Raw genomic sequence first — 25031 nt, forward strand, 5'->3', positions numbered from 1 at the left:
TATTGATAGTAATTTTATTACCTCACCTTCAATCGAAAAAAGCCGATGATCCCCTATTAGGGGGGATCATCGGCTTTAATATATATCGTTCATAATTTAACTTCTTGTTTACAGGGTTTGCGCTCAATATTCCGAATATGAACGTGCATGGTACTTTATTTCTTACTTTTCGATAAAGTTAGCGGAATGGTAACAAGCGAAACTCCTGCTACAATCCAAAACCAGCTTGTGTTTCGTATTTTTTCTATTCCGCTTTTACTGGGGATGCTTGATCCGTATGACTTTCTGGAGGTAGGCCGTTCTATGTCAGCTGTTTCATTCGCTTTATGCAATTGCTGATTCTCTGGTAATTGGGTGGTTCTTTCTAAATCCCTTGTATCTTCTCCTATTCCTTTAAGGAAGGTCATCAGAAAAGTCATAGCTTGTTTGACTTCTTTGTCATTCAAGGAACGCAGCAATGCTAAATAGCTTGGTTTTTCTGCAGACTTATCGGACTCGGCAACACGGGCAATTCCTGAATTGACTTTTAGGATAAGCGGTTCAAGCTGCTGAACATTAAGTGTCCCTAACGTGCCAAGTATGAGAAAGAGATTTTTTAGCGTATTTGCTGTTTCTGGGGTGTCTGCTGTCTTGACAAGAATGTTCAGCACTTTGTCCCCTTCCTTCAACAAGCTGTTAACCATTGATAAAATTCCACGATCCTGCATGCCTTTCATGACTTCAAACGTTTCTTTAATCACTTCTTTATTTTCCAAAAGGGTGCGCTCGATATCCTCAAATTCAATTCTTCTTCTTTCTTCTTCGCTAATGGTGATTCGGTTGATCACTTTTGTCGCTTTAGCCACGGTTCCTCTCCTCCTTTTTGATTTTCAAGAGGTCACCAGGGAATATATAATCTTCACGGGCCCATTTTTTTTGTACTTGTACACCTATCTGCGGTTGTGGATTACCATTCCGATGGTTGATGCTCGGTAATGGGTTGTCTCCTTTGACCCTGAGAACTTCCATTTTTGCCTGAACTTCCTTATAAGCAGGTGTATCAGTATCTTTATCTGAATGACTGCTTGTCAATTGATTGATTGCCCCGTTACCTGAATCGTTCATCGGCAGATAAACCTCATTACCTTTTACACGATCTGTAATCAGGCATTGCACTTTTGCATTTCCATACGGTGAAGTAAGTCGAACAAGAGTTCCATCCTCAAGCCCTCTATCTTTTGCTAATTCCCTTGATACCTCAAGGAAGACTTTTGGCGTTTTGGAAGTGATGCCTTTTGATTTATAAGTCATGTTCCCTTCATGGAAATGTTCCAATAAACGGCCATTATTCACATGAATATCAAACTCTTCCCCAAAGTCAATCGGTTCGGTCCATTCGACTGGAAATAACTTTGCTTTTCCATCGGGGAAAGGAAAATCTTTTGTGAATAAAAGCGGCGTATCTTTACCATCTGGTGCCACTGGCCATTGAAGACTGTTAAAACCTTCCAACCGTTCGTAACTTACTCCAGCATATAATGGTGACAGTTTAGCTGCTTCGTCCATGATTTCACTTGGGTGCTCATAATTCCACCCAGCTCCTAACGAATTAGCCACATTCATTATGATTTGCCAATCAGGCTTTGAGTCACCTAACGGTTCAAAGACCTGATATAGTCGTTGAATACGGCGTTCGGTATTCGTAAATGTACCTTCTTTTTCAAAGCTTGGGCTTGCTGGAAGGACGACATCAGCGAATTCAGCCGTCCTTGATAAGAAGATATCTTGTACCACAAAGAATTCAAGTTTTTCAAATGCTTTATGGACATGATTGATATTCGAATCGACCAGCCCCATATCTTCCCCTTTTAAGTACATTGCTTTGATGGTACCTGCATGAATTCCTTCGACCATTTCATGGTTATTAAGGCCAGGGGTTTCTGGTATTTTTACACCCCAGATGTTTTCATATTTCGTTCGTACCTTTTTGTCCGTCACTTTTTCGTAACCTGGCAAGCGATCCGGCATACTGCCAAAATCGCTGGCTCCTTGTACATTATTATGTCCGCGTAAAGGATAAGTACCTGTTCCAGGTTTACCGTAGTTGCCTGTTATAAGCAATAAATTGGAAATTGCAGTACTCGTATCGCTTCCTCCGCCATGCTGCGTAACGCCCATGGCCCAAAGCGATGCAACGCTCCCCGCTTCATGAATGGCTTCTGCAACCGTAATTAAATCTTCTTTAGTAACGCCTGTTACTTTTTCCGCATATTCCATTGTGTAAGGTTGCAAAGTCTTGATGTATTCATCCATCCCATTTACACGATTTTTGATGAAGTCTTTATCTGTCCAACCTTTGTCGACGATATATTTAGTCACGGCCGACAGCCATATGATATCCGTCCCCGGAGCAGGCTGGATGAAGAGGTCAGACCGTTCAGCCATTTCATGCTTTCTGATGTCCACTACTATCAGCTTCTGTTTACCTAGTTTATGGGAACGTTTGATTCTTGTTGCCAACACGGGGTGTGATTCGGATGTATTGGAGCCTATGATCAATACAAGTTCGGACTTTTCGATATCCTTTATGCCCCCTGTATCTCCACCGTATCCAACCGTTCTGAATAGTCCCAAAGTAGCAGGTGTCTGACAATACCGGGAACAGTTATCCACATTATTGGTGCCAATGATTCCCCTTGCCAGCTTTTGCATTAAATAGGACTCTTCATTGGTACATTTGGAAGACGTTATGAAAGCCATCGAATCCGGACCGTGATAATCTTTTATTTCGGAGAATTTAAGGAAAATCAATTCAAGGGCTTCTTCCCATTCAGCTTCTCTGAATGCATCCCCATCTCTAATTAATGGTTTTGTAAGTCTTTCTTCACTATTCACGAAATCCCATCCGAATTTCCCTTTAACACAAGTCGAAATTCCATTTGCAGGTGCCTCAACTTGCGGTTCGATCTTAAGGATTTTACGATCTTTGGTCCAAACGTCAAAGCTGCACCCTACCCCACAGTATGTACAAACCGTTTTCGTCTTCTTAATCTTTGCTTCCCTCATGGCGGATTCCATATCTGAAATCGCTAAAATCGAGCCATAACCCGTTTCAACATTTTTCGTAATTTCTATCATAGGTCGAAGAGTTTGTTTAGCGATGCCGGTTAAAAATCCGGCTTCACCTTCCATTCCTTTTTCCATCATTGCATTACACGGACAGACGGTGGAACAGTGTCCACATGACACACATGAAGATTCATTGATCGGAACATTATTATCCCAAATGACACGCGGGCGTTTTGCTTCCCAATCAATAGTCAATGTTTCGGTGACCTGTACATCTTGACAAGCTTCAACACAACGGCCGCAAAGGATGCATTGATCCGGATCATATCGATAGAACGGATTCGTCCGATCCACTTCATATGGTTTTTGATCAAAAGGAACACTTTGATGATTTACCTTCATTTCCTTAACGGTATTGTGTATTTCACAAGTGCCATTATTATAATCGCAAACCGTACAATAAAGCTCATGGTTATACAATATCTTGTCCATCGCCATGACCTGTGCTTCTTTTACATCTGGTCCAACTGTATCAATTACATCCCCATCCTTGATCTTAGTAGAACAGGACCTTACGAGTTCTCCATTTACGCTCACTAGACATGTATCACATGTTTCGATAGGACCTAGGCTAGGATGGTAACAAACATTCGGGACTTCTATGGAGCTATCCATCAGCATTTGTAATATTGTTTGATTACCTTCCAGACTGGTCTCAGCACCATTGATTTTTATATGCACTTTCTCTGGCAAAATAATCGCTCCCCTCTTAAAAAACGATAAAATTCATCATTTGGTATTTTCTACCCCCGCACAATTTTTCTCAAACTTGCGAAAGTAAATAATGGAAGACTTCATTTGACCAATTTCATATCCGAAAATGAACTAAAGTCGAAGTGAGACATAGTATTCGCTCACTTCGACTTTATTATCATTGATAAGAGTTTGCTTTCAATACAAACGAACTTAAAGGGGCAACGGTTATCTGACTCCCTTTAATTCTTTCTATTTCTTCCAGGCCCGCCCGCTGACCATCCGCTAAAACGGACCAATTACCCTCGTGGGGAAGGGAAATGGTTATCGCATCCCAATTTGCATTATGAATCACTGCAATTATAGAATCCTTATGTTTTAAAGTGAATGCAACCGCATTTGGCGGAGCATCAATGAATTGTAAATACTCCTCAATTTCTTCGGGTGTGCTTAACCTAAAAACAGAATGATTTTTTCTGAGCGAAATTAGTCCTTTCATATACTCCACTTCCCAATCTAACTCCGCTCTCCTTCTCCAATCCAATCGGTTAATCCAATCGGAAGATTGATAGCTATTTTCATCCCCATCCTTCGTACGCATAAACTCTTGTCCAGCATGTATCATTGGAATCCCCTGTGACAGTAAAACAACGGCCGAAGCTAATTTATGCATCTGTTTCCGTACTTGTTCTGTTGCATCTGGATTAGTGATGAGAAGCTTATCCCATAAAGTATAATTATCATGTGCTTCAACATAATTGATCACTTGATCTGGTCTTTGATATGTTGCTATATCTTCATCATATTTCAAACCACCAGCGATGCCTTTTTTTATAATATCTTCCATTCCTGGTTTGCCATTCACGAATCCTTTATCATGTTCATTCATTACAAACCCTTTTAAACCATCACGGATCGCATCATTAAAGTGAGCGATTCCAGGCATTTTAAAAGCATTCTTTTGATTTGCTTTCAGCTCTTGGGCCAAGGGGGTATCCATATCCCAGCCTTCGCCCAAAACAATGAGGGTCGGATCAATTTCTGCCAGTGCCTTTTTCACTTCATTCATCGTTTCCACATCATGAATCCCCATTAAATCGAAACGGAAACCATCAAGGTTAAATTCCTTCGCCCAATAGGTTACGGATTCAACGATGAATTTTCGCATCATTTTACGTTCAGACGCGGTATCATTTCCTACACCAGTTCCATTAGATAAGGTGCCGTCGGCGTTATAGCGAAAAAAGTAAGTGGGAACGAGTTTATAGAAGTTTGAGTCCTCCACTGAATAAACGTGATTATATACAACATCCATGATTACTCGTAAACCGTGATCATGTAAACCTTGAATCATTTCCTTTAACTCCCGGATCCTGATTTTTGGTTGATACGGATCAGTCGAATAAGAGCCCTCGGGAGCGTTATAATTCTGTGGATCATATCCCCAGTTATATTGTGGTTCATTCAATTTTAATTCATTGACTGTTGCAAAATCGAATATCGGGATAAACTGAACGTGGGTAATACCTAGATCTTTAATATGATCAAGACCTGTTTTCGCTCCTTCTGGACCTTTGGTTCCGGCTTCAATTACTCCTAAGAATTTACCTTTATGATGGATTCCGCTTTCAGGATGAATCGACAAATCCCGTGTATGCAATTCATAAATGATTATGTCCTCAGCCTTTTCAAGAGGTGGTTTATTCCGTGTCCACCTTTCAGGGTTCGTATCAGTTAAATCTATCACAACTCCTTTATTACCATTAACAGTAACTGCACGAACATAAGGATCGACAGCTTCACTCCAGATTTCTCCCACTCTCACTTTATATGTATAAATCAATCCATCCTGATCTCCGTTCAGCTCAATGGTCCAGGTCCCCTTTTCAGAACGAACCATCTGAATCTCCATTCCATCGGTATCATCCCAATGTTTATAAGTAACCAGGTTAGCTTCAGATGCAAGTGGTGCCCATAAGCGAAATGCCGTTTTATCTTTTAGATAGGAATTTCCTAAATCTTTGCCTTCATAGAAATATAGTTCGTCCAATTCTGATGGGTTTACTGGATTAATATTTGCAATCGGTAGGGATTCCAACTGGTTTTCCGTTTCTTTATCCGTGGGCTTTCGATTATTAGTATTTTCTTCTTCAGAATAAGAAAGTGAATCCTTAATAAGTCATTCCTCCATTGAAATTCCCATTTTAGAACAGGAATTATTAATTTTTATAATCATGAGCGAAATTTCCCTTATGTTATGATTCCACAGGTAATATCCATCAAACATTCGATCGGCAACTTATGTCAATATTCAGAATCTATATTTAATAATCGAAAACTGCAGGTCATTTAGTTGGACCTTACCCATCCTATTATGGAAAGTATCCTAAAAAAGATAAAAAAATGCCTCCATAACAGTTTTACGGTCTTGGAGGCATTTCTAGTACTCTTTATGGTGTTTTAATAATTTTCACAGTGGTATCCTCAACAATTGCAGTGAAGTTCTTAACTTCAGGCTGCTCAAAGATAAAGTCAGTGATGCCGTCTTCGAGCTGTTCTTGAATAACACGGCGGAGCGGTCTCGCCCCGAAAGCTGGGTGATATCCGAGTTCAATTAGCCTTTGTTTCGCTTCATTAGTTACATCTAAAGATAAATCATTTACAGCAAGTGTTTCGTCTAGCTCGTGAATCATGATATCAACGATTTTCAGAAGATCTTCTTTCTTCAATGCTGAGAATTCAATGATACTATCGAATCGGTTCAAAAATTCCGGTTTGAAGAAGCTGCCCAAAGATTGTAGGATTGAAGCCTCTTCCACGGCAGAACTTGTACCGAATCCCATTACTTTTTGTTTCTCACCGACTCCAGCATTACTCGTCATGATGATCACGGTATCTTTAAAAGTAACGGTCCGACCTTGACTGTCGGTTAAGCGGCCATCTTCCATGATTTGCAAGAACATATGCATTACATCCGGATGTGCCTTTTCAATTTCATCCAATAAGATGATACTATAAGGCTTGCGACGAACTTTTTCCGTCAATTGTCCAGCTTCCTCATGTCCTACATATCCAGGAGGAGAACCGATTAATTTAGAAACACTGTGTTTCTCCATGAATTCACTCATGTCAAGACGAATCATCGCTTCCTTGTCCCCGAACAATTCCTCAGCGAGAGTTTTCGCCAATTCGGTTTTACCAACACCTGTTGGACCAACGAAAAGGAAAGAACCGGTAGGACGTTTTTTGGATTTTAACCCGGCACGACTTCTACGAACGGCCTTGGAAACCTTTTTGACAGCCTCTTCTTGCCCGATTACCTTTTTCATTAGCTCCTCTTGGAGATGAACCATTCTTTCTTGCTCATCTTCTTGAAGCTTACCTACAGGTATACCAGTCTTTTGTTCGATGATATTTTGAATGTCTTCAACGGTAACGGTTGGCTTAATTGCATTTTCACCAGCTTGCAATGACTTTTCCAGTTTTACTTCTTCATCGCGAAGAACCGCAGCTTTTTCATATGCTTCTTCTTTTAAAGCCATTTCTTTTTCTTTATAAATTTGCGCCAAACGCTCTTTCATGTTTTCTACCTGGACGTCTTCGATGGTCAAGTTCAATTTGGAACCAGCCTCATCCATCAAGTCTATTGCCTTGTCAGGCAGAAATCGGTCTTGAATGTAGCGGTTCGAGAGTTCAACAGCCGCTTTTAGGGCTTCCTCACTATATGTTACACCATGATAAGATTCATAACTATCTTTTAAACCACGTAAGATGACCAATGCCTCAGCCGTTGTCGGCTCATTAACGTGTACAGGCTGGAATCGTCTTTCAAGGGCACCATCTTTTTCAATTTTTCTATACTCGGATAAAGTGGTTGCTCCGACAAGCTGAAGTTCGCCGCGTGCAAGTGCAGGCTTCAGGATATTTCCTGCATCCATTGAACCTTCGGCTGAACCCGCTCCCACAAGTTGATGAATTTCATCGATGAATAAAATGACATTTTTTCTTTCCTGTAACTCGCTGATCAATTGCTTCATTCGTTCTTCGAATTGCCCTCTAATTCCAGTATTCGAAACAAGGGATGCTACATCAAGCATATATACAAGCTTATTACGTAATTTAACAGGCACTGAACCTTCAATTATCGCTAGTGCAAGACCTTCAGCAATGGCTGTTTTACCGACACCAGGTTCACCGATTAAAACTGGATTATTTTTATTACGTCTATTTAAAACTTCAATGACGCGTTTGATTTCTTCATTTCTTCCGATAACCGGATCAATAAGTCCTGCTTTAGCAGCATCGGTCAAATTGCGACCATACTCTTCAAGCAATCCTCCGTCTTCGGCATACTCGGCTGAATCCGGTTTTGGTACATCATTATAATTAAATGGATTGAATGGATTTGGAGATCCGTTATATTGGAATTTACCTATATCCATTCCGCCCATTGCTGCTCCAAGTTTGTTTCGTTCTTCTTTATAACAAGTGGAGCACAGTTTCACATCATGCTCCTGACCATTCATATTTAGGTGAACTTGAACATTAGCTTGGTTTACATGGCATTTTTCACAAAGCATGTAGTACTCCTCCTTTAAAATTATTTAATCAAATAATCTTTGACCTTCTTTGACTTTCTGACTTTATTATACATTGACCTTCTTTGACTTTCAATAATTTTGTCTGGGAATTTTAAAAAATAGAAATTACCTGGGATTGGTTTGCTAATCATATTAAACTATCCATTTCCAGTCAAATAAAAAGATTCTATGTATGCCTCTTAGTATATTCGGTTATTATTGGTTACCCAGTTCAGGACTAACCATAACCAATACCTATTAACAAAACACCAATTCACCCTTTATCAGGAATAATCAGGGATCTTATCCCTATTCCTCTACCACTCTTATTTTTAAAAACAAAAAAAGAGACTTCATAAAGTCTCTTAGTTTTTTAAATTAAGGTTGATTTTCTTCTATTATATACGTTTCGCACCAATATACTTTGGCTTCCAATAACTATTATTGGTTTTAGCGTATGACACTCCTTTAGATGATGAAGAGTGTATGAATTCATTGTTTCCTATGTATATAGCCACATGGGTAGGTTTTTTCGCTTTATTTGGTGCAAAAAACATTAAGTCACCTTTTTGCAGGCTTTTAACTTTCTTTCCTTTTTTATATATGTCAGCAGCGGTTCTTGGTAAATTCTTACCAGCCTTTTGATATGAATACTTCACTAAACCGGAGCAATCAAAACCTGAAGAAGAAATGCCACCCGTTTTATATTTTGTACCTAATTCACTTTTAGCCACTTTAATCGCTTTAGTATGATATGAAGCAGCTTCCACTTGGTCCCCAGCAAAGGATGCGGTTACAAGCGTGATAGCCAATGACAATCCGACGACAATTTTCTTAAACAAATTTTTTACCCCCTGATGTGATTTGCTAAACCTAATATACTAGAAAAGGTATATCACTCGCATCACAGGATCTTTACAAATATGTTACATTTAGTAGATTTAGGTAGAATGACCATATAAAACATAAAAATAAGTCGAATCAGGTGTCCATTCAACTTAAAGTCAAAGCAACTTTACTTTACCTCATAGAAAAAACAGCGGTAAAAAACCACTGTCAAAATTCTTTTGAGAAAAATGGAAGAAATAACTTTACCCCACGTTTGTTAAATGGTAAACATTTCAAATCTGCAATTAAATGACTTATGTATCCTAATAAACAAGTAGTGAAAATTCCGTCAATCCCCATAAAGGCTTCGAATTGAAAGGCAATGATGCCAAAGAAAGCGATACCTGCAATCGAATGGGTATAACTTCTATGTGCTGTAAAGGATGCCATGATAATATAAACGCCTAACAGCCACAACCAGCTTTCCTGCAAAGATAAACCTCCGCCTAAAACCGCTAATCCAGTCAAAGTCAGCATATGCCTTTGTGTAATGAATGATGAAATAATGATGATTCCGATTCCTGCCCCTACTCCGATCCACTTTTCCGTACCAGATCCTTCCAAAAGACTATAAATGATCATTAATATCCCAATCGTTTGTGCTATCGTTCGGATAAACTTATGTGAAAAAGTGATCCTATTACTTAACTTCCCATCAATATCCATATCGGGCATAAGGCCTGAAACTCCCCCAATGCCAACCAAGAATAAAGTGGTGGTTGGATCTGTTTGAAGCGTGTTTGCCGTCAAGAATCCAACTGTTGCTCCTATAGCCATGTGTGCTGTACCGTTCACTGTCTCTCTCCTGTCCCTCTAAGAAGTAATCTCTGTTTGCAAGAAACGAATGTTTGTTCGAATCCCTACATTCTAACTATACAATATTTTGGGGGGAATTTCTTTATTTCTTATAAAAAAAGCCGTAGTAATCATAATTAGAGTTTATAAATCCCTCGTTCTAAATTAAAATCAATTCTTCTAGAATGTCTATAATTGCTTTGTTTAGGTAATTTTCATCCCTAAAAACCCGCAAAATATTTTTCTGTAAATTGAGGTTTTTCATGAAATTTTAGCCAAAATATGAATATACTAATCTATAAGGGGAGTGATTCAGATAGCCTTTTTAAATGCCTTCAATAATTTTAAAAATGGGAAAAAGTCTAAGAAAATAAAGAACATGGATTTTCGGGAACAGCATGTAAATAAATCGTCTGAGCTCATTGGTAATAATGTAATTGTCCAAAATATAATTAACAATCATCTTTCCAAAAAAAATAACCACTTGTAGGGTGGTTTTTTTATTTACTTTTGGAAATCGCTTCATTCTTCTCCATCTTCTCGCTTACTTCATAAATATAGTTATACTGTAGATAGTAATCGTATATGACATTTTGCAGGATCTTGATTAGTGATTTATCGAACGTATCAAATTCAGTTTGATAGCTATTCAGGACGGTGACAAATTTCCCATCCATGTTTTCAAAATAATGCAGGAGGAAGTTCTTGTAATATTCACTGTCACCGTTGCTTTTATTGGTGATGCAAGGATCGCCAGTTTGAATGGACTTATCAAGCATCGCTTTGATGGATTTAGGCAACTTTGCTTTCTTGAACTGGTTCAGCGTATAGATATCATAGGTAAAGGAAAGCCCTAATTGATTGGAATAAAAGTCCACGGCACAGTCCAATGTATAGATTAAGGGTGTTTTAAAGTCCTTGCTGTTGGCAATTTCCTCTGATATCTCCAGTTGATATTCCTCGGATGTCAGATACGCAGCAAATTTCATTTTCGAACTGCTCATGCTGAATACTTCATAAACAGCTGCATCTTGTTTTTCAATTTCAATTTCGATATTAAAGAATTTAAAGTGTTTTAAACGGTAAAAAGCAATCGGTGCTAATAGGAAAAGCAGTATCCAAACAAGGTAAAGAAATAACGTGTTAAAGATGATTTGATAAAATTCAGACGTTACGATCGGTTCGATGATTAACGTTATCAATGTATGTTCAAAGCCCTGAGAAATAGGGGTGGCAGGTACAACGGCTTCCTCTGGCTTTTTCAAAGTTTGGATACCTAAATGTGCCATCGCAACTAGCGTATAAACAAAAATTAAAATTGTCCCAATCACATAAAATTTTGGCATGAATCCTATAATCCTGTCGAAAACAGAAATCCGCTTATCTTTCTGCTCCTCTATAGCCAATGTGGTTGCTCCTTTTAAGAGTATTAATATCAGGACAAGTCTCCAGGAACTTAGAACTTCCTGGAGACTACCTAATTAATTTATATGTTTACAATTATGTGAAAATACGTAAAATTCGTTTAATGATTGACATATTCCAAAATACTTTCGACGTTTTCAGTAAAATTAAAAATATTTCGTCGTTAAAAATGCCCATCCTCCTCATTGAAAATGAAAGGATGAGCAAATGTTTAGGGGTTTTATTTAGGTCTGCCCTTTTATCGCAAATTCTTCGACCTTCCTTAAAAACAACTCCATGGCTTTTGATGCTTCGAAGTCTAACTTTTTCACGATTGAAAAAGGTCTTATAATGGGTTCATTTTTCAAATGAAAGGTTTTCAATTCATTGGACTTCAGTTCTTTTTGTACAGTCAATCGTGATAACAGAGCAATTCCAAGCCCAGCCATCACCGCTTCTTTCACTCCTTGGATACTGGTGAAAATAAAGGTTTTCTTTATTTTTAACTCCAGACTGCTCAGAAGTTTATCGGAATATGTACGGGTTCCCGATCCTTCCTCCCTAAGTACCCATGTTTGGTTTTGGAGCAAAGTGCCCTCGATGAGATCCATCTGTGAAAGTGGATGAATCGGGGGGACGACGACGATCATCTCGTCATTCATGAATGGTCTGACATCTATATCTTTATAGTCCGTTTCACCTTCAATCAAGCCGATATCAAGCTTATTCGATCGTATCCCTTGAATGACTTCATTAGAATTCGAGATGATGATTTGTATGTCCACCATCGGATATTGAGCCGCAAATTCTGCTAAAACTTTTGGAAGGTAGTATTCCCCTATCGTGAAGCTTGCACCTATTTTCATCGTTCCGCTAACCACGTTATTAAATTCATTTATTTCTCTTATTGCTGTCTCATAATGATTAAGCATTTGCTTTGCATGTCTATACAGAATTTTTCCCGGCTCTGTTATTTGTACTTGTTTTGGAGAACGATAAATTAATTTCGTTCCTAACTCATTTTCCAGATTCCTTATGTGAAGACTGACTCCTGGCTGCGACAAGTTCAGGATATCCCCTGCTCTTGAAAAGTTTTTCTGTTCGATTACGGTGACGAATACTTTTAACGGATCCATGGTTACCTCCCTATTTACCTATGCGTTTCATTTTATCATAAGTAGAAGTAATCATTGAAATAGCAAAAATATATTTCACTTATTTTTAATTAAGCTTTAAAGTTAAGGCATCAACATAGATGGAGTGATCACACTGGAACAAACAATCGTTGAAACTAAAAATCTTGGATTTACTAAAGGAATTGCATTGACTTTGCTAATTGCCATTGCAGCAAAATACTTAGCAGAGCTTCCATTCCTTCATATAATGGGACAGTTAGTCATAGCGATACTGATTGGTGTTGTTTGGAAATCGATAATTGGCGTCCCTGCTTACGCTGTTGCAGGGACAAATTATTCAAGTAAAATCCTTTTGAGAATGGGCATTATCTTATTGGGAATGCGCTTGAACCTAAAGGATATTATTAATGCCGGTCCGAAAACATTTGCAGTTGGTGCCATTAGTCTTGTATTTGCTATATTAGTAGTTTATGGATTGACCCGCATATTTAAAGTTGAGAAAAAGCTAGGCATATTGACAGCTTGTGGAACGGGAATTTGTGGAGCTGCTGCCATTCTGGCAATTTCCTCGCAAATAAAAGCAAAAGAAAAAGATACAGCAATAGCTGTAGCGACGGTTGCTGTTTTAGGTACAACCTTCACTTTCGGATATACGATCCTATATCCATTATTGGAGTTATCCGATCAAGGATATGGTATTTTTTCGGGTGCGACACTCCATGAAATTGCTCACGTCATCGCTGCAGCAGCACCAGGGGGAAATGAGGCAGTCGACTTGGCAGTGGTGGTCAAATTGACTAGGGTGGCCCTGCTCATTCCAGTTGCCATTATAATTGGATTCATCATGAATTGGAAAGAACGATCAACAAACACCGGAAAGAAATTTTCTTGGAAGTCCATTCAAATACCGTGGTTTATTTTTGGATTTTTATTAATGAGTGCCCTTTACTCTACAGGTGCAGTTCCTGAACCATTCGCCGATAAACTTGTTATGCTTTCCTATATCCTCATGGCTATGTCCATGGCAGGACTAGGATTGAATATTGACCTTGTAACTTTTAGAAAATATGGCGGTAAACCTTTTATAGCTGGACTGATCGGCTCTATTTTATTGACTTGTCTTGGGTATGTATTGGTTCAGGTTTTCCATTTAAATTAACTTTTCAATTAAAACAAGCATCCCTTAATCGGCATGCTTGTTTTTTTCTATTGGATGTGGAACATTTGCACCATAAAAAATTTCATCCATCTCCGTTTGAAGCCTTTCTATAATTTCTTGCCTTTCCTCTTTATTCAGCTTTTCTTCTGAATAACCGAATAAGTAATTATTAATATCGAATCTTTTCAGCTTACATTTTGTATGGAATATATTTTCTTGGTATACATTCACATCAATCATGTCATATAGACCTTTTACTTCATCAGGAATATAGTTTTGGATTGAATTAATATCGTGATCAATGAACAATTTCCGCCCATCTTTATCTCTTGTAAAGCCTCTTACACGGTAATCAATCGTTATAATGTCGGTATCGAAGGAATGAATGAGATAATTAAGGGCTTTAAGAGGTGATATTTCTCCACAAGTAGAGACATCGATATCGGCCCTGAATGTGCTAATGCCTTCATTTGGATGGTATTCAGGGTATGTATGTACGGTAATATGGCTTTTATCCAGTTGCATAACCACATTATCAGGTAAAGGCCCTGGTGATTCCTCATAAGTTCCCGTAGGCACTTCGACGACAGGTCCTTCTGAAACAAGAATGGTTACACTGGCTCCTTGAGGGACATAATCCTGTTTCGCCGTATTTAAAACATGCGCCCCTATTAAATCAGAAACATTGTGCAAGATATTCGAAAGCCTATCTGCATTATATTGTTCATCGATATAATCCAGGTAGGCCTCTCTCTCTTCCCTGGTTTTTGTGTAACAAATATCATACATATTAAAGCTTAAAGATTTGGTAAGATTATTAAAGCCATGAAGTTCAATACGTTGCTCTGGTGTAAGTTTCATGATTGATTCCCCTTAGATTTTTTTACGACTATCCTTATAGTTACCCTTTTTCTGAAATAAAAAACTATGTCTGCCGTCTCAGGTTCTGTCTTCTATTCGGTAATCGTTATTTTCTGCACAAGAAAGAGCCCTTGCATTAATAATGCAAGGGCTCTTTTATTATCCTGATCTGTTTTAGGCAGTATGAATTTTTTTCTTTTTTATCGGTGAAAGGATTCTTTCCAGCCATCCGAGTAAAAGATCTGAGAGAATGGCCATCAATGCCGTCGGGATGGCTCCTGCAAGTATGATTGCCGTTCCATTTGAAGCATTCGTTCCCCTGACAATGATATCCCCCAGTCCGCCAGCCCCTACGAATGTACCGACAGCAGTTACTCCTATTGCAACGACAAGCGCTGTACGTAAGCCAGCCATGATTACAGACAGAGATAATGGCAGTTCGACCATTCTTAGTAACTGCAGCTTCGTCATCCCCATTGCCTTGCCAGATTCTAAATAAGCATGATCTATACTTGTAATTCCTACATAAGTGTTCCTCAGGATTGGTAGTAAGGAATATAAAAACAATGATAAGATTACCGTATTTGTTCCTAACCCCATTACTAGCATAAGGAGAGCTAGCATAGCCAGTGCTGGTGTGGTTTGTATGACATTCGTTATTGAAAATACCCAATTACTCAATTTCTTATGTTTCGCAATGAAAATGCCTATCGGGATGGCTACAATTGCTGCAAATAAAACCCCGTAAGCGGACATTAAAAAGTGACGATAAAATTCAGTAAGTACATACATCCAATTTTGGGAATAATAAGTTCCCAGCTGTTGCAAGGTTTCCATTAGTTTGCACCTCCCATTTATTCAAAATAATTATGTGTTTTAAGGAATTCCGATGCTACAACCGATGGCTCTTTCAAGTTTCCATCAACTTCATAGTTCAGTTCCTGCATGGTTTCAGTATTGATTTCGCCAATTAACTTGTTAAGTTCGTCTTCAATTTCAGGATATCGTTCCAATAATTCTTCGGTAACGACCGGTGAACAGTCATATGGAGGGAAATATTGTTTATCATCTTCTAAAAGCTTCAAATCATTAACCTTAATCCGTCCATCTGAGGAATATGCAAGGACAATATCCATCTGTCCATTTTTGACTGCATCGTATACCAAGCCAATCTGCATCGGATAAGTTTCCCCAAATTCCAATCCATATGTATCGACAAACCCTTTATAACCATCCCCTTTTCTTTTCAGCCAAGCACTATCTACACCTAACCTTAAATCATCTGCATCCTTTTCCAGATCAGATATTTTCTGATACCCTTTTTCCTCTGCCAATTTGTTTGAAATCGTAAATGCATAAGTATTATCGAATCCATAAGAATCAAAAAATTTGAACCCATATTGTTCTTTGAATTCCCTTTGAACAATATTCATCGCTTTTACTGGCTCCTTTTCGATTTCCTGTCCCAGGACACTCGTTAAATCAGTCCCTGTATATCGAGTTGCGGCTATATCTATATCACCGGTCTCCATCGCTTTTTGCTGAACGAAATTCGAACCTAGATTTTTGATGATTTTCGTATCAAATTCCGTATTCCTTTCAAGGAGTTGAGCGATCATGTTCGCCAAGATTTCGGATTCGGTCATGCTTTGGGCACCGATCTTTACAGTGGTTTCAGAAGATGACCCTAAACCAGGCAAGGAACAGCCGGTGATCATTAATGAACAAACTAAAAGGGCCATTAAAATTGTACTTTTTATTTTTTTATACATGGTAATCCTCCTCAAGCAACTTCCTTCATACCTTTCAATCCTTTTGGTACGACTTTTCGTTCTATGATCGAGAATACATAATCCACCAGGATAGCCATGATGATTACCGGAACTGCACCTGCGATGATATATTCTGTTTGGTATAAATTCAAACCGATAAAAATGTAATCTCCAAGTCCTCCGCCTCCAATAAAGGAAGCTAAGGTGGCCCATCCAATTAAATAGACGGAAGCCGTACGGATACCAGCCATAATGATGGAAAGTGCAAGCGGGAATTCAACCAGACGAATTCTCTCCCAGCTTGTCATCCCGATGCCGCGGCCGGATTCAAGCAGATTTTCATTTACGCCTTTGATGCCTGTGTATGTATTCCTGAGTATGGGTAAAACGGAATAGAAAAATAACGCAATAATTGCGGGTGTTTTCCCAACGCCGAGGAAAGGAATGAAAAAGGCTAGGACTGCAAGGCTCGGCAAAGTCTGCATAATGTTTGCGATTCCGATTATTAGCGAAGCGCTCCTTTTCATTCGCGTCAACATAATCCCTAGTGGTACAGCGACTATTATTCCAAGGAAAACAGCGATCATGGATATATATAAGTGCTCCCATGCTTTATAGATCAATTCTTGCCAGTTCGTTTGTAAAAAATCGAGCATTGTTTCCATCTTATACACCTCCTAAAACATTTCTGCCATTTCTACCACTTGATTTTCTTCCTCTCCCCATATGCTGTCATATACGATGTCGACCAATGTAGCCCTAGTTACAATTCCGACCAAATGTTTATTTTGGTCAACTACTGGCACGTATTTGAAGCCTCGTTTTAGAATCTTTTGAACAGAATCGCGGATTAAAGTGTCCTGTTTCACAGAATAGACTTCAGTATTAATGACTTCACTGATAAATTTAGCTTTTTTTCGATATTCACTGATCGTTTCAACATCTACAAACCCTTTCAAAACATTTTGCTCATCCACCACAAGTAAAGAGTCGACCCTTTTCTTGCGCATGATCGTAATAGCATCGGTAAGGGATTTTTCCTCTGTAATGGATATTGGATTTCGACTCATGATTTGTTCAACCAACTCCACATTGGGTCTTGTTTGAAGCAAACGATCTTTGCCGATGAATTCTTCCACAAACTCATTGGCTGGGTTTCTGAGGATTTCATCTGGTGTTCCCACTTGGACGATTTCACCAGCCTTTAAGATGACGATCCTGTCTGCTAGCTTAATGGCTTCATCCATATCATGGGTAACAAAAACGATTGTTTTATCAAGTGTGCGCTGCAGATTTTTAAATTCCTCCTGAAGGGCATCCCGGGTGATTGGATCAAGTGCGCCAAAAGGTTCATCCATTAAAATGAGAGGAGGATTGGAAGCAAGTGCTCTGAGAACGCCTATCCTTTGTTGTTGCCCACCGCTCAATTCGTAGGGATACCTTTCCAAGTATTCGGGCCCCATATCGACAAGCTGAAGCAATTCCAGTGCGCGTTCCTTTTTCTTCTGTTCATTCCATTTAAGAAGTTTTGGAACGAGGGTGATATTTTCAAGAATCGTCATGTGAGGGAAAAGTCCGATTTGCTGGATAACGTACCCGATCTGTCTTCTTAGCTCGACTGGATCTTTATCCATAATATTTTCACCATTAATAAGTATCTTGCCTTCAGATGGTTCGATAAGACGGTTAATCATTTTCATTGTCGTTGTCTTACCACATCCACTCGGACCAATGAAGCATATGAACTCCCCTTTTTTAATATCCAATGATATATTCTTTACAGCTTTCTTTCCTCCCTTATAGATTTTCGATACATTTTCGATTTTTAACATAACAAGCACCTCCATCATTCGCATACAATTACAAATTTTACAAATATATTAATTTTCTATATGCACAGTCTCTTGTACCCATAAGGTGAACTGTATAAACCTTTTTATTAAAAAAACTAGTTCGTTGTAATTATATTGAAAAAATGGTATAAAAAAACCACCTCATTAAAAATGAGGTGGTTGATAGATTTATAAGATGAATTAAAACCCGATATTTTTAGCAATCAGAAGTTTTACGGTTTCATCTGTCCCTGTAAAGAATGTTGTCAAAGGCATGCCCCGGTGACGCCGTGCAATTTTATCGTCACCTATATTTCCGTAACCATCATGTAATTGCATGCACTTATCAGATATTCGCTTAGACATCTCCGTTACCCAATATTTAGCCATCGATACTTCAGTTAAGATATTCTCCCCATTCATATGTTTACAGATCAAACCATCAACAAACGTTCTTCCCAGATGAATATCTGTCGCTATTTCGGCAATGGTAAACTGTGCATTTTTTAATTTACTTATTTTCTTATCAAATGCTTTTCGTTCTTTTATAAAATTCATCGTTAAGTGAAGCATGTCTTTCGTTGCCATTAAAGTCCCGATCGCACACATTAGTCTTTCCTGCTGCAGTTTTTGAGTGATATATGAAAGACCCTTCCCTTCCTCCCCAAGGAGGTTGCCAACAGGAACTGAAGCATCATCGAAAAATAGTTCGGCAGTGTCTGAGCTTCCCTGTCCTGCATTACCAAGCTTTCTTCCTCGTGAAAACCCTGGGGTATCTTTATCAATGAGCAGCAAACTGATTCCGTCCTGGGAAGGAACAGAATTAAGATCAGTTTTGCATGCTACTATCATGAAGTCAGCTTTAAAGCCATTTGTGACAAACGTTTTTGCTCCATTCACAATATAATGCCCATCTTTCTTGATGGCTGTGGTGTGTATATCCGCTAAGTCCGAACCCATTCCGGGCTCTGTTAATGCAAAGGCAGAAATCATTTCTCCTGAAATGAACTTTGGTAAATATCTTTGTTTTTGATCTATTGTTCCGAATGAGGCAATATAAGGGGCTACAACATCAGAATGAATTGATATTCCTCCTAGCTTTGGTCCAACCATTTCCAATTCTTCTCCCAGCACAACTGAATATCCAAAATCTGCTGCTTTCCCACCGAATTCCACATCAAGCCACGGACATAAAAATCCATGATCTCCAATCTTTTTCCAAAATGAGCAAGGTATCCCCCCCTCTTTTTCCCATTGATCATAAAATGGGACAGCCTCCTTGGCGAGAAATTCACGAATTGATTGTTTAAATAATAAGTGTTCTTCCGTTAGGAAGGTACGGGAATCATCCTTATTGATCGCCATCGTGCTAATCATGGGTTAACCTCCATTCTTTAATGATTTTGTACTTATAATCGACTACCTTGAACAGGTTAAATTTTTTAAACGCCTCGGTGTAAACGGTTACAATAGCAAATATCAAACAGTAGAAATGTTCCACAATATTCATGTTCAACAAAAGTATTGAATTCCCTTTTATAAATTCATTTTTTACTTTTTTAATTATTTGATTATTACTTAATTGCTTTGAATATGGTTTTATCTTGTATTCTGTCGAGGTTGTTTTTGGAATATAATTGGTACTAATTTAACAAGACTTCTTTTATTACGCTCAATTCTCATTGTTTTCCCTTTTAACTGCATAATAAAATGGTGTTTACTTAACGGGATCATGTCCCACGCACCGGTACGTCCTACCTTGGCTACTGATATAAAATAGATTCTATTAAAAAAGGTCAACCAGTAATTTTTACTGGTCGACCTTATAATACGAAAGCACCCGTTAGTTTAAGTAAGACATTTCACAAACTTGCTAATCTGACGCGTTTGTTCAATTTATCCGTTTTAAAAGCAGCAATTTGTATTTCTTCTCCTGTATGTTGGTTTCGCAAACTTGTGCCAAATCTAATCAAATTAGAGCTCATAAAAGTAAGGACCTCGATATCTATTACACTATCTTGGTTCCAGAAAGCTTATCATGCACGTTAGCACCATGGCTTTGTTATGACCTTGCACCCATTACTGTGGTCCAACCGCTATATCTTTTCCTTCTATAATATGTATTCTCTATTCCTTCACAAATTTTAATCTTGGATTTTTCCATTAATGACAACACACTTACCATTTGTAGGTTGCTTTATCATCCTTCCATCCATGATGTATACAGTGTAAGTATTATTGACTTTAGCATCTAATCTTGCTAGGTCTCTCGTTCTTGCTATGATATTTTTGACAGCTTCCCTCTTCAGATTATTCATAAATTTCTTTTTCCATTGCCTTATGTTTTTTTTGCTTATTTTCATCAACCATCAGGATTCCATCCTTTTTGTTTGATTTATGTTTTCTCCTGATATTAGAGTATTATATTTTTATCATCTTGTTACCCTTGTGCTTTTCCTTATTAATCCGTTTTGGATTCTTTTTTTGTTTTATAACAAACAGGTTACCGTAAAATTAGTGAATGATTCAGGTACTTTTTTTTTAGCAAAAAATAATCAACGGTAACTAAGCAAGGATTTTCCTCGTGAAAATGTTTTATGGTATGATAGTTAGATTGTTTATCTACCCTGTGACACATTTACATTCATCTAAGAAAAGAGGTATTTATGCACGACACAGAATTATCCAAGCGACATTGGCTACTCATCTTAACACTTACTTTATTAACATTTGTTCTCGGGACAAGCGAATTTGTTATCATCGGGATCTTAACCGATATTTCCTCGAGTCTCCATATGACAAATGCAAAAGCAGGTACACTCGTTTCTGCGTTTGCGATTACGTTTGCCATTGGCACACCACTCGTGATGTCGGCAACAAGCCATTTTCCAAAGCGTAAATGGATGTTGTTTTTGATAGGTTCGTTCATCATCCTGAATGCTTTATGCGTGATTTCGACGAGCTACTTCATGCTCCTTGCTCTTCGGATGATGACTGCGATTGTAACAGGAGTTTTAATTTCTCTTGCCATGATGGTTGCAAGCGAAACCATGCCAATCGCAAAACGTGGACTTGCTATATCATTCGTTTTCGGTGGTTTTACTCTTGCAAACGTAATTGGGGTACCAATTGGCACTGTCATCGCTGATTGGTACGACTGGAATGCAACCTTCCTGTTAACTACTTTTCTCGGTGTAATTGCGTTTTTGGCATCTTTCTTCATTTTGCCTACTATGCACAGTACATTTCGCAGTTCAATGCGTGAGCAATTTTCTTTGTTAACACACCCACGAATCTTAATGGCTTTTTTCATCCCATCTCTTGGATTTGGAGCAACGTATGCCGTTTATACGTATCTTGTTCCGATCCTGAAAGGAATGGAAGCACCAAGCAGTTCAATCAGTTTGATCTTGTTTGGCTACGGATTTATTTCCATTTTCAGTAACATACTCGCTGGTAAAATTGCCAGCTACAATGCTATCGGACGCCTCCGGTTCGTTTTTCTCGTTCAAGCAATTGTTCTGATCAGTTTATATTGGACGACAGATAATTTTATCCTTGGATTGGTTAATATTAGCTTGATGTCATTAATGGCCATCCTTTTAACAACATCTACCCAGCTTTATTTGATAGACCTTGCTGGTATTTATCAACCAAAAGCTACAGGACTGGCTGCTTCACTGATGCCAGTAGCAAGCAATGTCGGTATCGCCTTTGGGTCCGCATTAGGTGGAATTGTTTACCATCAGGGAAATTTGATGAGTGTGACATTGGTAGGTGGGCTTGTTGCTATCTTTGCAAGTCTTCTAACTTTCCTAAGTCATCGCTTAGACCAAAAACAAAAGAAATTAGCATAAGAGAGAAGCTATGAGCGCCTTGGTATGCTTCCTATGGTACCTGCAATGGCATAACGAGACTACAGTTAATCCTCCAATAAAATTGAAGAAAGAAGTATCAAAAACGTTGAGTTGTTCTTTGATACTTCTTTTAAAAATAGGAATAGGTGCTTACCTCTAAATTCAAGCGGACAATTGCAAAAGAACTTATCAAGATCAATGTTTCTGATTAAAAGAAATATTAATCTAAGAATCGAATTTCTCTTCTTAGAAATACCAATTTTCTCGAACGATTTATTGTATTTATTTTATATGTTCATGAAATTGCCCTGTTTCTTAAAAAGCATGTACATCTCCATAGTTCATTTTATTCTTTATTTTCTGTACGTTGCTCAGTTCATCGGCAAACGAAAGAAATGACTCCCTATCATGTGCATCGAGTGCTGCGTTTACTTTAAAGCTCAAATGGTTAATTTTTAGGTTCAAATCCAAAATCGAGCAAATGCTACCCTTGGAATACAGTTCCTCAATATCTTCCACTTGCATAAAAAACTGAAACTCGTTGTTAACAACTATTAAAGAGTGCCAACCTAGGCAATCAACGTATTTCCGTTCGTTTGTAATTGTCCAAACATCACCTTGAAGAAACTCAATGATATGTTGGTGCCTTTGCTCCGGACAACAGCAGCTTACTTGATGCTGAAATTGCTCTAATATTATAAAATTTTTATTCATAGGTGTTCCTCCTTCACTCACATTCAGATTTTTTTGTATTCTTCTTCAATCTTATCTTTTTGTTAATCAGACTGTTTTTCGTCAAAGTTACCGTCTATTATGTTAAGATTGACCTAATTTTTAGTTTTTCTTCCTGTTCCAAAACTGTTTATTCAATATTGTCGCCATTTTTATTTCGAAATTCTTTTTATTGACATGCAATAGGAATATATAAAATAATAATTGGAATTGATAATCATTTTCAATTATTATTTTATATGATAATGATTATCATTGTCAATCTGTTTTAGCCAATTGACCATAGGCATCTGCTCTGTCAACTCAACTCTTCAATTTCTTTTAGAAAGTATAATATTGATCCAATTCCTCTTTGATATGCTTCATTGAAAAGCTAATCACATACAGTTTAGATGGATCTCAAAATGCCTGAACTTGGCTCTCTTCTTTTGCCATATCCAGACCAACAATAACCAGCCTCATACATGTTTCTACAAGTAGGGGGCGGACAGTATTATTCACGGGATCAAGTCCCACGCATCCGTAGTTCCTACCCTGGCTACTGATATAATAGATTCTATTAAAAAAGGTCAACCAGTAATTTAGACTGGTCGACCTTTTAATACGAAAGCACCTGTTAGTTCCATAGCTACTTACAGTATTTAATATTACTTCTTAATATAATAGGTCCCAATTTTTCAGTTTTTGAATTAGAAAGTCGCACCTGCACTTCCACATTTTCCATTTTCGCTGTAATTTCATCAAATCTTCCAGCCCAGGTTGGACTTTCTTTTTCTGGAGAAGGATAAAGCCTGAAACGCCAACTAATTTCGTCTGGTATTAAAGCAAAACCTTCATAGCTATCGTAATTCCCATAAGAAGATGGTTCTGGAAGGTGTACCCCAAGAATACTTACATTAGTTCGTGCAAAACTTGGTGGGCGTAACTGCACTTTATAAACCAATGCTGTTCCCTTTGAATTGGTAAGCTTTTTATCAATTGGTTCCAATACCATACTACAAGGCTTAGTTGTTGCATTTGTTTGTAACGGAGAAATAACAAAAGTTAAGATAATAAATATGCCCAAAACGAATTGTTTCAAATAACACCTCTTACAATTATTTTACCCTTAGTATGATCTAAATATAGATAGTCCTTCTTCAAGTAACATGTCTCTCTAGTTGTATAAGAAAAGAAGCTGCTGATCAGCTCCTGTTAATGAAGCACCATTCCTTATAGTTTAAGTACAATTTTCCACAATCTTTTCAGTAGCATCAACATAAATGTCCATAAAAAAACTCACCTTTAAGAACTAGAGGTGAGTTGATATGAATTCAATCAAACTTTACATAATCCCCTTCTTTGATTTGATTCTTTTCAAACCATCCAAGATTCACTTCAATTGCATAATGATAAGAAAGTTCTGGATCATAGGTAGGGCATATATCCTTTTTACAAGGCTCCATATCAAGTATTTTTAGAATTTCCCCATTTGAGTCAAGAAAAGCAATTGATAAAGGAATTAATGTGTTTTTCATCCAAAATCCTCCATATATTGGTTCTGAAAACACAAATAACATCCCCTCGTTTTCGGGTAATTTCTCAACAAACATTAAGCCCTTGTCTCTTTTTCTTTGAGTATCTGCAACTTGAACGGTTAATCTAATTTCTTTGTTTCCACTGAGTATCTTTATCATTCTTGTTTTCATTCTATTTTTCATGTTCACTCACCTTCGAGTATTATTATAAGCAGGAAAGAAATTTGATGTTTTTTAAAAGAAGTTCATGAGATTGAAATTTTCTTTTTTCGAAAAAACGTCTATTCCCTAATAATAAAAAGGAAGAAAGTTGGAGATGAAAATAGATGAAAAAAATAACTAAGCAAGCTCCACTTTCACTTCTAATACTTATTCCATGTTCTTAAATTTAATACTTTGTTTTCAATAAACACAGAAACTATATATAAAAACACAGGTGTGTTTTGGAAGATATCATGAACATAAACATTACTTTTAGTAGTTTCCTCCCTCTTCTTCTGTAATGAATTGAGGAAAACCTGCTGTCCATGTAAGACCTGGAAGGACTAAGTTAACGGTTACTCCAGTTCCTTTAGTAATATCGGCAAGTCCACGGGAAAGTGTTATTAAAGGTGTCTTAGAGGCTCCTTAATGAACCAGTTCGGAGTATCCATGCTATATAAAATATATCTTTATAACATTACTATGCCGTGGTTAA

General features: G+C 37.9%; 18 protein-coding genes and 2 pseudogenes. 2 read left to right on the forward strand and 18 right to left on the reverse strand.

Translation table 11 applies throughout. The annotated features are described in order from the left end of the window. Positions 1 to 155: 155 nt before the first annotated feature. The 8 genes and pseudogenes from NYE63_RS14465 to NYE63_RS14500 form a co-directional block, all read right to left on the reverse strand. On the reverse strand, positions 156 to 845 hold the full coding sequence (locus NYE63_RS14465; protein ID WP_342601608.1) for a DUF1641 domain-containing protein: 690 nt from the start codon (positions 843 to 845) through the stop codon (positions 156 to 158). Then, complete coding sequence (gene fdhF, locus NYE63_RS14470; protein ID WP_342601609.1) at positions 838 to 3801, reverse strand: formate dehydrogenase subunit alpha; 2964 nt, start codon at positions 3799 to 3801, stop codon at positions 838 to 840. Before fdhF ends, NYE63_RS14465 begins: the two co-directional genes overlap by 8 nt. A 178-nt stretch (positions 3802 to 3979) precedes the next feature. Then, positions 3980 to 5854: pseudogene (gene pulA, locus NYE63_RS14475) on the reverse strand (type I pullulanase); the annotation flags it as partial. A 397-nt stretch (positions 5855 to 6251) separates the two neighbouring features. Next, entirely contained in the window at positions 6252 to 8381 is a 2130-nt protein-coding gene (locus NYE63_RS14480) for an ATP-dependent Clp protease ATP-binding subunit (RefSeq protein WP_342601610.1), read from the reverse strand. A gap of 398 nt (positions 8382 to 8779) precedes the next feature. Next, the gene (locus NYE63_RS14485; protein WP_342601611.1) at positions 8780 to 9223 is read right to left on the reverse strand and encodes a C40 family peptidase; all 444 of its coding nucleotides are present in this window, start codon (positions 9221 to 9223) and stop codon (positions 8780 to 8782) included. A gap of 214 nt (positions 9224 to 9437) precedes the next feature. Continuing rightward, positions 9438 to 10064: a metal-dependent hydrolase gene (locus tag NYE63_RS14490; protein ID WP_342601612.1), complete on the reverse strand. Its 627-nt coding sequence runs from the start codon at positions 10062 to 10064 to the stop codon at positions 9438 to 9440. A 500-nt stretch (positions 10065 to 10564) separates the two neighbouring features. Beyond that, positions 10565 to 11470, reverse strand: a complete 906-nt coding sequence (locus tag NYE63_RS14495) for a hypothetical protein (protein WP_342601613.1) — start codon at positions 11468 to 11470, stop codon at positions 10565 to 10567. A 243-nt stretch (positions 11471 to 11713) separates the two neighbouring features. After that, on the reverse strand, positions 11714 to 12604 hold the full coding sequence (locus NYE63_RS14500; protein WP_342601614.1) for a selenium metabolism-associated LysR family transcriptional regulator: 891 nt from the start codon (positions 12602 to 12604) through the stop codon (positions 11714 to 11716). Between the two features lie 133 nt (positions 12605 to 12737). Between NYE63_RS14500 and NYE63_RS14505 the strand changes: the two genes are divergently transcribed. Then, positions 12738 to 13763 (forward strand): YeiH family protein, encoded by a 1026-nt coding sequence (locus NYE63_RS14505; RefSeq protein WP_342605769.1) that lies wholly within the window; start codon positions 12738 to 12740, stop codon positions 13761 to 13763. A 24-nt stretch (positions 13764 to 13787) separates the two neighbouring features. Here the strand turns inward: NYE63_RS14505 and speD are convergent, their stop codons facing one another. From speD to NYE63_RS14535, 6 genes are all read right to left on the reverse strand, one after another. Further along, positions 13788 to 14624, reverse strand: coding sequence for an adenosylmethionine decarboxylase (gene speD, locus NYE63_RS14510; protein WP_063233717.1), 837 nt, complete (start codon positions 14622 to 14624; stop codon positions 13788 to 13790). A gap of 174 nt (positions 14625 to 14798) precedes the next feature. Next, positions 14799 to 15461: an ABC transporter permease gene (locus NYE63_RS14515; protein ID WP_063233716.1), complete on the reverse strand. Its 663-nt coding sequence runs from the start codon at positions 15459 to 15461 to the stop codon at positions 14799 to 14801. A 17-nt stretch (positions 15462 to 15478) separates the two neighbouring features. Further along, the gene (locus NYE63_RS14520; RefSeq protein ID WP_342601615.1) at positions 15479 to 16396 is read right to left on the reverse strand and encodes an osmoprotectant ABC transporter substrate-binding protein; all 918 of its coding nucleotides are present in this window, start codon (positions 16394 to 16396) and stop codon (positions 15479 to 15481) included. 11 nt (positions 16397 to 16407) lie between these two features. Next, positions 16408 to 17061 carry an ABC transporter permease gene (locus NYE63_RS14525; protein WP_342601616.1) on the reverse strand — a complete coding sequence of 218 codons (654 nt, stop codon included), beginning with the start codon at positions 17059 to 17061 and terminating at the stop codon, positions 16408 to 16410. 12 nt (positions 17062 to 17073) lie between these two features. Next, positions 17074 to 18228, reverse strand: a complete 1155-nt coding sequence (locus NYE63_RS14530; protein ID WP_342601617.1) for a betaine/proline/choline family ABC transporter ATP-binding protein — start codon at positions 18226 to 18228, stop codon at positions 17074 to 17076. Positions 18229 to 18429: 201 nt separating this feature from the next. Further along, positions 18430 to 19605, reverse strand: a complete 1176-nt coding sequence (locus NYE63_RS14535; RefSeq protein ID WP_342601618.1) for an acyl-CoA dehydrogenase family protein — start codon at positions 19603 to 19605, stop codon at positions 18430 to 18432. 1289 nt (positions 19606 to 20894) lie between these two features. Between NYE63_RS14535 and NYE63_RS14540 the strand changes: the two genes are divergently transcribed. Then, positions 20895 to 22085 (forward strand): MFS transporter, encoded by a 1191-nt coding sequence (locus NYE63_RS14540; protein ID WP_342601619.1) that lies wholly within the window; start codon positions 20895 to 20897, stop codon positions 22083 to 22085. 315 nt (positions 22086 to 22400) lie between these two features. Here the strand turns inward: NYE63_RS14540 and NYE63_RS14545 are convergent, their stop codons facing one another. The 4 genes and pseudogenes from NYE63_RS14545 to NYE63_RS14560 form a co-directional block, all read right to left on the reverse strand. Next, the gene (locus NYE63_RS14545) at positions 22401 to 22799 is read right to left on the reverse strand and encodes a hypothetical protein (RefSeq protein WP_342601620.1); all 399 of its coding nucleotides are present in this window, start codon (positions 22797 to 22799) and stop codon (positions 22401 to 22403) included. Between the two features lie 646 nt (positions 22800 to 23445). After that, the gene (locus NYE63_RS14550) at positions 23446 to 23898 is read right to left on the reverse strand and encodes a hypothetical protein (protein ID WP_342601621.1); all 453 of its coding nucleotides are present in this window, start codon (positions 23896 to 23898) and stop codon (positions 23446 to 23448) included. 232 nt (positions 23899 to 24130) lie between these two features. Then, positions 24131 to 24517 carry a DUF192 domain-containing protein gene (locus NYE63_RS14555; protein WP_342601622.1) on the reverse strand — a complete coding sequence of 129 codons (387 nt, stop codon included), beginning with the start codon at positions 24515 to 24517 and terminating at the stop codon, positions 24131 to 24133. A gap of 333 nt (positions 24518 to 24850) precedes the next feature. Next, positions 24851 to 24955, reverse strand: a pseudogene (locus NYE63_RS14560) (oxidoreductase); the annotation flags it as partial. Positions 24956 to 25031: the final 76 nt, after the last annotated feature.

It is taken from the genome of Peribacillus sp. FSL E2-0159, assembly GCF_038643155.1.
Classification (GTDB): domain Bacteria; phylum Bacillota; class Bacilli; order Bacillales; family DSM-1321; genus Peribacillus; species Peribacillus simplex.

What these genes read in the sequence shown, in the direction of transcription:
- NYE63_RS14480 (WP_342601610.1), bottom strand. Translation starts at nt 8,381, where the DNA reads ATGCTTTGTGAAAAATGCCATGTAAACCAAGCTAATGTTCAAGTTCAC.
- NYE63_RS14500 (WP_342601614.1), bottom strand. Translation starts at nt 12,604, where the DNA reads ATGGATCCGTTAAAAGTATTCGTCACCGTAATCGAACAGAAAAACTTT.
- speD (WP_063233717.1), bottom strand. Translation starts at nt 14,624, where the DNA reads ATGAAACTTACACCAGAGCAACGTATTGAACTTCATGGCTTTAATAAT.
- NYE63_RS14515 (WP_063233716.1), bottom strand. Translation starts at nt 15,461, where the DNA reads ATGGAAACCTTGCAACAGCTGGGAACTTATTATTCCCAAAATTGGATG.
- NYE63_RS14520 (WP_342601615.1), bottom strand. Translation starts at nt 16,396, where the DNA reads ATGTATAAAAAAATAAAAAGTACAATTTTAATGGCCCTTTTAGTTTGT.
- NYE63_RS14525 (WP_342601616.1), bottom strand. Translation starts at nt 17,061, where the DNA reads ATGGAAACAATGCTCGATTTTTTACAAACGAACTGGCAAGAATTGATC.
- NYE63_RS14530 (WP_342601617.1), bottom strand. Translation starts at nt 18,228, where the DNA reads ATGTTAAAAATCGAAAATGTATCGAAAATCTATAAGGGAGGAAAGAAA.
- NYE63_RS14535 (WP_342601618.1), bottom strand. Translation starts at nt 19,605, where the DNA reads ATGATTAGCACGATGGCGATCAATAAGGATGATTCCCGTACCTTCCTA.
- NYE63_RS14540 (WP_342601619.1), top strand. Translation starts at nt 20,895, where the DNA reads ATGCACGACACAGAATTATCCAAGCGACATTGGCTACTCATCTTAACA.
- NYE63_RS14545 (WP_342601620.1), bottom strand. Translation starts at nt 22,799, where the DNA reads ATGAATAAAAATTTTATAATATTAGAGCAATTTCAGCATCAAGTAAGC.
- NYE63_RS14555 (WP_342601622.1), bottom strand. Translation starts at nt 24,517, where the DNA reads ATGAAAAATAGAATGAAAACAAGAATGATAAAGATACTCAGTGGAAAC.